Raw genomic sequence first — 10,971 nt, forward strand, 5'->3', positions numbered from 1 at the left:
ATTTAGCCTCCTCGCACAGCCGCGAGCCGTTCCTTCATGGCCTTGTCGGCCTTGCCTTCAACCTTGAAGTACGCGCCAAGTCGCTTCTTGATCTCGCTGGCCAAGGCTTCGCGCTGTGGCTTGGCAAGTTCTGCAAGCGCACCGGCATGTGCGTCGATGAGTTCCAGTGTCGGGAGCCAGTCCTTGCCGGAAGTGAGCTGGAGGATGGGCGTTTTCGTGCGCGGATCGGTCGGCAGGCTGGAAAGCCGTGCGTCCAGACGGTTCAGCAATTGCTGGTCGGGCGGCATGCTGGCGAGTGCGGCTTCGGCGTCCTGCTTGCGGCGCTCCACTGCCTCGGCCTCGCGCCGGGCGGCGCGTTCGGCCTGTGCCTTGGGGTCGATGCCGAGGCGGCCATAGCCGACGGCGGTCTTGGCGCCGAACCCGAGCCATTCGCCGGCATGCTCGACTGCCGCCTCCACCAGAGCTTGCCAACCTTGGCGCAGTTCGGCGGCCCCCGCCGGGATCAGTGCTGGATTGCACTGCACGTAAAGCGTGCATTCGCAGCCGGCGGGGATTGCCAGGAAGGGGATCGGATTGGGAGATTCGTTGGCGTGCGGGGTGCCGCCATTCTGCAGATAGCCGGCGTGGTGCGGCGTCATGACTTCGACACTGAGCGCCACCTTGTTGGCGGGGGGCTGGAAGAACAGGTCCCAGAAGAGAAGTGCGCCCCGGGTGCGCGTGGCCTGCGTATCGCCCGATTCGGTTTCGAGACCGAACAGCGCGTCGATGGCTGTCTGGCTCCAGCCGGCTGCATCGCCCCACTCACCGCTTTCCAGTTCCTCGGCGGCGCGTCGCAGTACGCCCTTCACCCCGCTGCCAGCCAGGTAAGGCAGGCCGTGCGGGTTGAGGAAGGCGAAGCCGTTCTCGAGCGGGTGTTCGTTGCCCAGGCCGGTGGCGAGCGGTGCGGTGAGGCGGGCGGGATGAGCGAACACGGTGTCGCCGAGCTGCGTCGCCAGCAGGGCCTGCCGCTGGCGGATGGCGGCGAGGGCGTCGCGGCTGTGCTGCGGCAGGGCGCTGGCCACGGTCTTGAACGCAGGCGTCTTGTTCGACGGCTTGCGCCAGTCGGCTTCCCAGCCGGCGAAATACAGGCCGAAGCGGTGGCCAGGCGGGCAGTCGTCGAAACCGACGTTGCGGGTGAGGTAGTCGGGCAGGGCGTGGGTCATGGCGCGGCCCTCACAATGCGGCGGCAAACTGCCGGATCCAGCGCAGGATCAGCAGGGCCTCGTCGGTGGCACGGCGGTATTGGTCGGGCTGGGCGCGCAGCAGGTCTTCCATCATGGCCTTGAAACCCGGGGCCTGGGTTGCGCTGCCTTTACCCAAGACGCGCGGCCCGATCCAGCGCTGGAGGGTGTCCGACAGGGCGAGGTTGTGCTCCTGGCCTTTCTTCGGCTGCCCGCGATCGTCGAGCCCCTTGGCCTGATAGTAGGCCAGGGTCTGCATGAGCCCATTGTTCATGATCAGCGCAGGGGCTGCCTTGGCCGTGTTGACGAAGTCGCCGAAGCCATTGGCGAGATGGAGCTTCGCCCGGGTGGCGTTATCCCAGGCGAACAGGGCGCGCTGCTGTTCGAGCGTGACGGGAGCGGGTTTGGCGGTGGTATTCATGGACTCTTCTCCTCGCTTCAGGCGCCGACGCCCGGTTGCACCCGGGCACTGACCAGACCGCGTCCGGTGGTGGCGTCGCCGCCGACCTGCAGCAGCTTGCCGTCGATGGCGCCCTTGACCTGCGCGAGCACCGCTTCGGCGGCGAGTTCGCCTTTGCCGCTGCGCTCGCGGCTGGCCATCAGGCTGCCGAGCAGCAGCGATTCGGGCGGCAAGTTCTCGGTGTAGAAGAGGCCGCCATCGCTGGCCGTGCCCGTCTTGTTGTCGATGCGCACGTGCGGCTCGACTACGGTGGCATTCTTGGCGAACCAGGTGAAGTCCTCGTCGGATAGCAGTACCAGGTCGCGGGCGAATTTTTCGCGGAAGAAGGCGTGGGCCTCTTCAGCGGGCAGGGCCTTGTCGGCCAGCCAGCGTGCGACTGCGGCGAGTGCGCTGGCTGCGGCAGGCGCGTTCGTGTACTCGAAGGCTTCGAGGTGCAGCTTGTCGCCGGCGAGCAGCTTGGAGTTGGCAACGCAGCAGGCGCCGCTTGCAACCAACTCCGGGAGCGGGGGCATGCCTGGCACGCCGAGTTGCGTGAGCAGGCGGGCGGCGCGCGCTAGCGCGTATGCGCTGGTGGCATACACGTAACCTTCCTTCACCGAGCGCACCGGAAAGGCGACGAGTTGGGCGTCGCCAAGGCTGACTGCACCTGCGTGCAGATCCTTGCCTCCTCTGTCTTCTGGCCTGGACTCCGGCCCGAACAGGCGGTCGAGCAGTCGCTCTCCGGCGGCGCCGTCGCTCCAACCGGGCAGGGCGTGGAAGCGGTGACGGATAGCGCCTTTCAGGCCGGAGCCGGGAAACACCGGATGCTCGCTGTGGCGCTCGCGGGCGATGGGGTTGTCGATCAGGCCGAAGGCCTGGCCGGCGCCCATGTGGACCGGGCTGGTGGCGTAGAGGAAGAGGGCGGCGTGGGCTTGGAACATGGTGGGTGTCCTTCGTGGATGTGAGGGCCGAACGGGCGCTTCAGTGCCAGGCGGCGAGCAGGCAGTTGTTGAATCCTTCGGCGCGGCGCGAGCGATCGTCGAGCGGCAGGCCTTCGTCGGCAAGGGCATCGAGCGCGGCCGGATCGCCTTGGAAGTCGTCCAGCCAGTACACGCTGCCGGTGGAGACGGCGCGCAGGGCGGGCTTGGGCCTGTGAAGGGCGACATCCCAGCCGGACAGGGTTTCGAGTCGTGGCAGCGCTGCGCTGGCGAGGCGGGCCGAGGCGCCATGGAAATGCCAGCGGCCATCGGCCTGCATGCCGGGCAGCCGCCAGCCGTCGGGGAAAATGCCCGGGCTGGTGAGGAGCAGGCGGAAGCGTCGGGCGCTGGCGAGTGCGCGGGTGTCGGCACGTGGCAGAGACACGGCGCAGGCTTTCACGCTGGCGGCGTGGCCGTCCCCGCCGAAGCGCAGCAGGCCGCCCTGGGGGATCAACCCATCGGCGCCGGTGATCTGGGCGACGAAGCCCACCCTCGGCTTCAGCGCCACCGCTTCGCTGGTGTAGAGCTGGCCGTCGGCCACGGTGTTGCGCCCAGGCTCGAGGGCGATGCCGAGGCGGCTGTCGAGCGACCACAGCTCGGAGGCGGCGACCCAATGCCGCTGCACGGCCGAGAGCGCCTGCCCTAGCTGCCAGGCGGCGATGCCGGCAGCGGTCAGCCACAGGCCGGATTTCGGCTTGCCGGCGGCGGGCTGCAGCAGGGTGGGCGGAAGCGGCAGGGGATGGCTGTTGGCGAGCGCGGCATGCAGGTGCGTAGGCTGCAACGTCGTCGCGTGGCCCTGCTCATCCACGCTGATGTCGGCGGGCAGCGGCAGCAGCGCTTCGAACGCGGCATCTCCATCCTTTCCAGGGCGGCGAGCGAGGCCGAAATGGGCGATGCGGAAGCTGCCCGGCTGCGCGACGCTGCCGAGCGCGGCCGACAGCTCCGGCGCGAGCGAAGCGCGGCTGGCGGCGAAAGCGGCGGGGTCGATGCCTGCGTCGATCAGGATGCGGCTGCGCAGTGCGCCGGCGGCGACCGAGGGCCAGGGCGGCATGAGGGCTTCGCCGTGGCTACCAGCGTCGGCGAACAGCTTGTTGCCGCGCAGGATCAGGACGTCGAGCGGTTCGATGAATAGGGCGGTGGAAGAGCTCGAGGGCATGTCAGCGATCCTTGAGGGCGCGGCTTTCGCGGGCGAGAAACTCGGCGACGGCGAGCACGTCGCGGACGGTTTCGGCCGGAGAAGTGTCCCCCAGCCGTGGGTGGAAGGCGACGCTCGCAAGCTTGTCGGCCAGCAGCGGCGCCTGGGCCTGCGCGACCGGGTCACCGGCACTCTGGCGCTTGATCTGGTAGGTCAGGTTGCGGGTGACGAGGGCCTGCAATTCCTCCCGGGGCATCTGTGCGGCTGAAGGGAGGTGTGGCAGCCAGCCTTGGGTGACGTAGGCGGCTTTGCGCGAGGTGTCGTCGCCGGCAAACAAGCGGGTCAGCGCGGCGAGGGCCTGCATGGGTGAGTCGTCGAGCGTAGGCGCGTCGGCCAGGCGCCAGGGCAGCGTGAGCTCGGTGGCGCCGCCGCCGCGCTTGAGCAGGGTGATGGAGAAGGCGTCGCGCCCGCCGCGGTTCTTGGCGCGTTTCTCGGCCTGGCGCAGGCTGCGCAGTACGGCGCCCAGCGGCGCGCTGTGATGGGCGATGACCGCGCCGGCGCTGGCGGTAGCGCGTTCGCCCATCAGGCGCAGCAGCTTGCCGTCGAGCACGGCGTGGCCGCCGCCGAGGCGCAGTTCGGTGGGGCGCGTCAGGTCGACGCCAAGCGTGTCGCGCAGGGTATCGGTGACGGGCAGTCCACCATAGGCGGCGCGCAGGAGGCTGAGGCAGGCGAGCAGATCGTCGACTGCGACGAGCGCCATGACGTCGTCGCCGCCGGCATAGATCAGCTTGCCCTTGCAGCGGTTTTCGACAATGTCTTGCGCGAGGGTGAGCGCGAAGGCGTTGAGTGCGCTCGAGATCGCCATGTGTCGGCTGGGCGAGACGGCACGCGGCGCATCGAGGTAGTCCTGATGCTCGGTGCGGGTGAAGTGCGCCTTCATGCGCTCGCGGATCTGCGGATGGAAGGTGGTACGGGTCTTGATCTGAACGGCATCGTCGGTGCCTGAAATCCAGGCGCCCATCTTGTCGCCGTCGAGCAGGATCAGGGCGTAATAGGCTTCGGGCTTGCCGCCGAGCAGCTTGAAGGCCAGGTCGGCGGTATCGTTGCGCGCTTCGGGGTCGTCGCTGGCGTCGCGCTCCATCAACGCGGGGAGGGCGCGGGCGAGGGTGCGCTGATCATCGTCGAATTCCTTGCCGCGGTAGAGCGTGCGCACCAGGCGGCGCGGCAGGGCGGCGCGTTCGCTGCCGGGTGCGCGGGCCTTGTCGAGCAGTTCTCGGGCGCCCTTGTCGACCGGGGCGCCGGCTGCCAGCCAGCGTTCCAGCGAGGTTGAGATCGCCAGGGTGTGGGTGGAGATGACGAAGCGCTGGGTGTCGATGCCGAAGGATTCGCCCAGCTCCTGCTTGACGAACCAGCTCGGCCACAGGCGCTTGAGCATCGCGAGCGCTGAAAGATGCTCATCCTTGCGACTGATGCCGGGGCGCCGCTCGGCGGCGAGGTTCCACAGGGTCGGGGCCTGCTTGCGCTCACCCTTGGGGATGGTGAGGTGGGCGCGGTCGTGGGTGAGCCATTCCGCTTCGCCGGTGAGGTCGCAGCGGTAGCCTTGTTCGCCGCCGTTGGGGCGTTGGGGCGCGGTGCGGACGCTCTTGGCGCTGGCGGCGAGACGATCGAGCAGTTCGTAGATGGCGGGGTAGAGCACGCCAGCATTGGGGCGATAGAACTGCGTGCCTTCGAGATCGAGCGGTCTGGAAAGGCGCTGCCAGGCGGGGCTGGCGAGAAAACCGCCATCGCCGAAGAAGGGCGAACTTGCGTTCTTGAGCTCGGTGGTGTTTGGCACTTCGCCGGTGCGCTCTTCGACCAACGGGGCGAAGGGGACGACCGCCCAATGCACTTCGGGAAAACCGTCGAGCTGGGCGGCGAGCTGGCTGTGGCAGGGCAGCTCAGGGTTGTTCGTGATCCCCGCCGCCTCGAGCAGATCGGCAAGCATGGCGGCGGCCGTGTCGCGCACGAAATCGCGCACGGCCCGTGTGACGGCCTCTGCCAGTTCGCGCGCCTGGGCAGCGGGCACGATGGCGACCAGCTTGTTGGGCAGGGCTGCAGCAAACAGCGGGTTGGCGTCGGTGCGGTTCGAGTCCTTCGCCCATTCGCATTGCGCGAAGCGGTCGGCGTGGATGCCGACTTCGTCGCGCAGCCACAGGTCGACCAGCGGCACGCCGCGCAACTGCGGGAAGATCACCGCGTCCGGTCCGAGCCGCTCGCAGATCACCTTGAGGCCCTGCCAGGCGATGCGCGACAGCAGGTGCGAGCCAGCCCACAGGTCGGAGGTGGTGCGGGCCTGGGCGATGAAGTCCTGCACCGGGCCGAAGCTCATCGACAGCAGCGCGGGGCTGGCGCTTTCATCGGCGGCAAACGACGACGCAAAGGCTGCCGACAGGTCGAGGTGGGTCCAGATCGTGTGGTCGGGAATGCGCGTGTCGGCCGGCAGCAGTTGCCAGAGTGCGCGCAGACCGTCGGTGTCGATCTCCGGGCCGAAGCGCCAGAAGGCTAGCGCTGTCTTGCGTATGTCGGGCTGCCCGTTGGCGTCGCGTTCGATCAGACCCTTGAAGTGTGCGGTCGAGGCAGCCTTGATGTGCGCAGCTTCGATTTCCAGCTTGCGCAGCGGGTAGGCGGTGCCGGAGAGCGGGTGGATCAGGGTCGGGGACTCCGAAAAGCGCACTTGTGTCCATGCGGCGTAGCGGCCGTCCTTGCTGTCTCGCGGGAACTGCGGACGGTCGGCGGCGCTGGCCCAGTGGTCGGCGCGTTTGACGTGGGCGGCGAGCGACCCGATGCCGCTGGGGAACAGCGTCTGCTGGAGTTCGCGGACCGTGCCGCCTTCATGGCCGGCCGGGTCGCGCAGCAGGACCAGGGCCTTCTCTGCGGGGTCGTGGGTCCAGGCAGCGAGCTTGGCGAGCCAGATGTTTTGCGTGGGTTCGGACATGGCGGGCCTATCGGGTCAGGCAAGACGGGTGAGCTGGGGGGTGGTGTCGAGGTGGCGGTGCACCTGTTGCCAGGTGTCGAGTAGGTTGATGCCGTGGTGGGGCAGGGTCGGCTTGCAGGGGGTGTGGTAGATCAGTGCGCGCAGCGTGCCGTCGGCTTCGGCGTTGAGCTTGAAGCGCAGGGTGTTGGCGAGGCGGACGTTTCGTCCCCATCGACCGACATGGTGTTTGGTTATCGGGTATGCGATCACGTGGCGCGGCTCCACCCTCGGGCTGTTTTCCCCGGTGGTGAAGCCGAGCGCGAAGCGAAAATCGATCTTGGTCTGCGCGAGAAATTTCATTGCTTCGCGCCAGTGGGCGAAAGTCTGTGTGCTCTGCCAGACCAACACGCCCTTCCCGTCGTTGCCGATGGCGTGTGGCCAGTCGAGATCGAGGCAGCGAGTCAGGGGACGTACGCACCCCGTCTGCTGCAATGCCGCTTTGCTCAGGGCTTGCAAGGTGGGCGAGTCGTCGAGTGCTTGCCAGGCGAGCGAACCCCAGCCGTTGCGGCTGCGTCCGCCGATGGTGCCGAACCAGTGGGCGAGGCCGACTGCCATGCCGATCTCGTGGGCATGAATATCCGGGAAGGCGAGCTTGAGCAGGTTGGTCTCCGTATCCTTCAGGGCCGGCTTGTCGTCTTTGAGCTTGGGGGCGGGTTGCCCCTTTGCGAGTTGGAGCGGCCCATAGCCAAGGTAAAGCTGACTGCCGATCATGCCACCGCCGAAATCGACCTCCGGATGCCGCACCTCCGGATGCCGCACCTTCGGATCGGCGCCCGGCTTGCCTCGATCGGATGGATTAACGTCCGCCCAGCTCTTGAGGCTGCCTTCCCGCCAGTCCTGTAGGGCAAGTCGAATGCGGCTTTGCTGGTTGTCGCTGCGGCTATCGTCAGCGGCTGTTCCAAACAGCGAGGCTTCCCGCTGCCTGAGTGCTTGCTCGTCGTAGCCAAGCTCGGGCGCCACGGCGATCCGCCACCATTCCCGGATCAGTGCCTTCAGTGGCGGCGTGCGCCAGGCGCCCCTTTGATCGGCATCGCCGAGGAAGGCGGGGCTGGCGAGCTGCAGGCGGTAAATGTTCTTGATCATTTCGCTTCTCTGGTTCGAGGGGCCGGATGCGGCGCCGCTTAGGATGGGGCTCGCCCCCATGGATTGAATAGGCATATTCGCATGGCCTGAGAAGTCTAGCCGTGCGAAATGCCGCGCCCTGCTATCGCAAGCTTGCGCGCCCGCCCGGTTCGAGCAGTTGCACCGCTTCCGCCGCCAGCGCCAGCCGATATCGATGCGGCTTCTTGCCGCCGTCATCGATCCGGTAGGCGCTGGCGGCCGCGCCGAGGTGCTTGTCGAGTGCGCTGCGCAGCTTCGACAGCCGCGACGAGAAGTAGCTGCCGTCCATGCCGCCGCGCAGGGCGTGCTCGGCCGAGCTCAGGTCGCGCATGGGGCCGACGATGGCGCGCAGCTCGCGCAGGTAGCGCGCGGCCCAGGCCATGTCCGGAACGTCCTTGGGCGGTGCGGGCAGGGCGGGTTCGCCGGCCAGGGCGCGCCGCGCGAAGACCGCGAGAATGGCCAGTTCGGCCGGTGGCAGGCGGAAGCTGCGGCCGGCGGCGCGGACTTCGCGACTGCCGAGGTCGATCTCCAGGCGCGCGGGGCCGAGGGCGGCGCGCGCGGCGTCGACGGTGGCGTTGAAGCTGGCGCGGCCGTCCAGCAGCGCGCTCGGCAGGCCGTGGCGCAGGCTGACGAAGGGGATCTCGGCCAGGCTGACGCGGGCGTCGCGCGCGTCGGCCAGTTTCTTGTCCGCGGTCTCGATGACGTTCTCGTAGGGGGTGGGGTAGAAGAACGACCAGGTGTTCTCGAAGGGTTCCGAGACCAGCACGTGCGAGAGGCGGTCCTGCGGGCGGCCGAACAGCGACAGAGCGTAGCCGAGGAAAAAGCCCATGGTCTTGCGCCCGCCGGCGATCGAGACGTGGAGGGCAGTGTCGGGATCGGCGGTGAGGGTGCGCACCTGCTCGGTGATGAAGTCGGCGCAGGCGAGGTTGTCCTGCGGGCTGCGGATGTCGCTCATGGGCCGACCGTCGGTGTCGCGTAGCACATGGATGTGCGTGGCGTCGAAGGCGATCGGCGGCAGTGCGTAGTCGAGGCACAGGCGATGGAACCAGCCGAGCTTGTCCGAGAGCAGCGCGAGGCGGGCACGCTCGGCGCCTTCGGCGGTGGTGACGAGATGGATCTCGGTCGGGATGAAGGGCGGATCCGTGGCGATCGCGAGCGCATAGAGCGTTTCGGTGACGATCTGCGGCGACAGGCCGGTGACGGCGAGCAGGATACGGCGGGAGCAGGTGCGGGGGGCTTCGGCTTGCATGGTTGGGCGACCGACCGGATGGACAATGCCGTGGTTATAGTCGAAAACACGGCCAGGCAAGCGCGCCGCAAGCTTGCCGAAGCTCAGACCCGGTAGGTCTTCAGGTGGATGCTGGTCTCGCTGCTCTGGATGCCCTTGATCAGGCGGATGCGCTCGAGCACCGTCGACAGCTCGGTGAGGTTGGCCGCGCGCAGGCCGACGAGCAGGTCCCAGCGGCCGTTGGTGTCGTGCAGCTCGGCGACCGCGGGTTCGCCGAGCAGGCTGGCGATCACCGCGCGCGTCTCGTTGCCCTCGACCGCGATGCTCGTCCAGGCGTGGATGTCGTGCGGCTGCGCGTCGGGGCGCAGGCGCACCGTGTAGCCGACGATGATGCCCTGGTCCTCCAGGCGGGTGATGCGGTTGGTGACCGTGCCGCGCGAGACCTTGAGCTTGTGCGCGAGCGCGGCAACGCTCAGGCGGGCGTCGTTGCGCAACAGCCCGATCAATTGGTGGTCCAGGGTGTCCATTCGAGCATTCCGTCAATTCGACCTGTCAATTGTGCCTATGAACTGACGTTTTCGATACAGAGTTGCGTATTCTGTCTGGCAAGGGATTCCGTCAAGATACTGCCATCGCAGCATCACACCGAACAACGAGGACGGAGACCCGACATGAGCGCCACCACCGCCAAACGCCTGAACACCCAGTACCTGAGCGCCGAGCGCGTCGCCGAGATCGTGCGCCGCAAGGGGCTGGCCAACTGCATCGCCGGCGTCGCCAGCTACATCCGCCAGGACTTCCTGCGCTGGAACGATTTCGACAAGTGCGCCCGCGTCGCCAGCCACTCCGACGTCGGCGTGATCGAGCTGATGCCGGTGTCCGACGCCCGCAGCTACGCCTTCAAGTACGTGAATGGCCACCCGTCGAACCATCGCTTCAACCTGCCGACCGTCATGGCCTTCGGCGTGCTGGCGGACGTGGAGACCGGCACCCCCGACCTGGTCAGCGAGCTGACCCTGACCACCGCGATCCGCACCGCCGCGATGTCCGCGGTGGCCGCACGGGCGCTGGCGCGCGAGGACGTGCGCAGCATGGCGTTGATCGGCAACGGCGCGCAGAGCGAGTTCCAGGCGCTCGCCTTCCACCACCTGCTGGGCGTCGAGGTCTTCCATCTGTTCGATGTCGATCGTTCGGCCACCCGCAAGCTCGCCGCCAACCTCGAGCGCATGGGCCTGGCCTGGCGCGCCTTCGACAGCGTGCGCGAGGCCGTGCGCGGCTGCGACATCGTGACCACGGTGACCGCCGACAAGACCAACGCCACCATCCTCACCGCCGACATGATCGAGCCGGGCATGCACATCAACGCCGTGGGCGGCGACTGCCCGGGCAAGACCGAGCTGCACGCTGACGTGCTGAAGCGCGGCCCGGTGTTCTGCGAGTTCGAGCCGCAGTCGCGCATCGAGGGCGACATGCAGCAGATGCCCGCCGATTTCCCGGTGACCGAGCTCTGGCAGGTGCTCGCCGGCCGCATCGAGGGGCGCACGAGCGCGGCCCAGGTCACGATCTTCGACTCGGTCGGCTTCGCGCTGGAAGACTACTCGGCGCTGCGCTACATGCGCGACCTCGCGCTCGAGCTGGGCATGGCCGAGCGCCTGTCGCTGATCCCGACGCTCGAAGATCCGAAGAACCTGTTCGGCTTCATCGACGCGGATGCGTTTGTGGACGCGGCGCTCGGCCGGCTGAAGGCTGAGGCGCTCTGATCCATATGAACGGCCTCAAAGTCAGTCTGATCGGGGCGCCCACCGACGTCGGCGCCGGAGTTCGCGGCGCGAGCATGGGGCCGGAGGCCTTGCGGGTC

9 protein-coding genes are annotated in these 10,971 nt (G+C 68.1%); 1 reads left to right on the forward strand and 8 read right to left on the reverse strand.

All coding sequences use genetic code 11. The features are described 5' to 3' along the window. Positions 1-2: 2 nt before the first annotated feature. The 8 genes from cmr6 to C667_RS07575 form a co-directional block, all read right to left on the reverse strand. A complete protein-coding gene (cmr6, locus tag C667_RS07540; RefSeq protein ID WP_004359769.1) occupies positions 3-1,202 on the reverse strand; it encodes a type III-B CRISPR module RAMP protein Cmr6 in 1,200 nt (399 codons plus the stop codon). 10 nt (positions 1,203-1,212) lie between these two features. Then, entirely contained in the window at positions 1,213-1,641 is a 429-nt protein-coding gene (gene cmr5, locus C667_RS07545) for a type III-B CRISPR module-associated protein Cmr5 (RefSeq protein WP_004359771.1), read from the reverse strand. Positions 1,642-1,658: 17 nt separating this feature from the next. Further along, a complete protein-coding gene (gene cmr4, locus C667_RS07550; RefSeq protein ID WP_004359773.1) occupies positions 1,659-2,600 on the reverse strand; it encodes a type III-B CRISPR module RAMP protein Cmr4 in 942 nt (313 codons plus the stop codon). A gap of 40 nt (positions 2,601-2,640) precedes the next feature. Further along, positions 2,641-3,792 carry a type III-B CRISPR module-associated Cmr3 family protein gene (locus C667_RS07555; protein WP_004359775.1) on the reverse strand — a complete coding sequence of 384 codons (1,152 nt, stop codon included), beginning with the start codon at positions 3,790-3,792 and terminating at the stop codon, positions 2,641-2,643. Between the two features lies 1 nt (position 3,793). Then, complete coding sequence (cas10, locus tag C667_RS07560; RefSeq protein ID WP_004359779.1) at positions 3,794-6,745, reverse strand: type III-B CRISPR-associated protein Cas10/Cmr2; 2,952 nt, start codon at positions 6,743-6,745, stop codon at positions 3,794-3,796. Between the two features lie 15 nt (positions 6,746-6,760). Next, positions 6,761-7,867, reverse strand: a complete 1,107-nt coding sequence (locus C667_RS07565) for a hypothetical protein (protein WP_004359786.1) — start codon at positions 7,865-7,867, stop codon at positions 6,761-6,763. Positions 7,868-7,988: 121 nt separating this feature from the next. Beyond that, positions 7,989-9,134 carry a CRISPR-associated ring nuclease Csm6 gene (csm6, locus tag C667_RS07570; RefSeq protein ID WP_004359789.1) on the reverse strand — a complete coding sequence of 382 codons (1,146 nt, stop codon included), beginning with the start codon at positions 9,132-9,134 and terminating at the stop codon, positions 7,989-7,991. Between the two features lie 83 nt (positions 9,135-9,217). Then, positions 9,218-9,640, reverse strand: a complete 423-nt coding sequence (locus C667_RS07575) for an Lrp/AsnC family transcriptional regulator (protein WP_004359791.1) — start codon at positions 9,638-9,640, stop codon at positions 9,218-9,220. 144 nt (positions 9,641-9,784) lie between these two features. On the opposite strand from C667_RS07575, the gene ocd reads away from it, so the two are divergent. Next, on the forward strand, positions 9,785-10,873 hold the full coding sequence (ocd, locus tag C667_RS07580) for an ornithine cyclodeaminase (protein WP_004359793.1): 1,089 nt from the start codon (positions 9,785-9,787) through the stop codon (positions 10,871-10,873). The last annotated feature ends 98 nt before the right edge of the window (positions 10,874-10,971 follow it).

Source organism: Thauera phenylacetica B4P (assembly GCF_000310225.1).
Lineage (GTDB): Bacteria > Pseudomonadota > Gammaproteobacteria > Burkholderiales > Rhodocyclaceae > Thauera > Thauera phenylacetica.

Coding starts and splice junctions, on each gene's coding strand:
- cmr6 (WP_004359769.1), bottom strand. CDS start 1,202: ATGACCCACGCCCTGCCCGACTACCTCACCCGCAACGTCGGTTTCGAC.
- cmr5 (WP_004359771.1), bottom strand. CDS start 1,641: ATGAATACCACCGCCAAACCCGCTCCCGTCACGCTCGAACAGCAGCGC.
- cmr4 (WP_004359773.1), bottom strand. CDS start 2,600: ATGTTCCAAGCCCACGCCGCCCTCTTCCTCTACGCCACCAGCCCGGTC.
- C667_RS07555 (WP_004359775.1), bottom strand. CDS start 3,792: ATGCCCTCGAGCTCTTCCACCGCCCTATTCATCGAACCGCTCGACGTC.
- cas10 (WP_004359779.1), bottom strand. CDS start 6,745: ATGTCCGAACCCACGCAAAACATCTGGCTCGCCAAGCTCGCTGCCTGG.
- C667_RS07565 (WP_004359786.1), bottom strand. CDS start 7,867: ATGATCAAGAACATTTACCGCCTGCAGCTCGCCAGCCCCGCCTTCCTC.
- csm6 (WP_004359789.1), bottom strand. CDS start 9,134: ATGCAAGCCGAAGCCCCCCGCACCTGCTCCCGCCGTATCCTGCTCGCC.
- C667_RS07575 (WP_004359791.1), bottom strand. CDS start 9,640: ATGGACACCCTGGACCACCAATTGATCGGGCTGTTGCGCAACGACGCC.
- ocd (WP_004359793.1), top strand. CDS start 9,785: ATGAGCGCCACCACCGCCAAACGCCTGAACACCCAGTACCTGAGCGCC.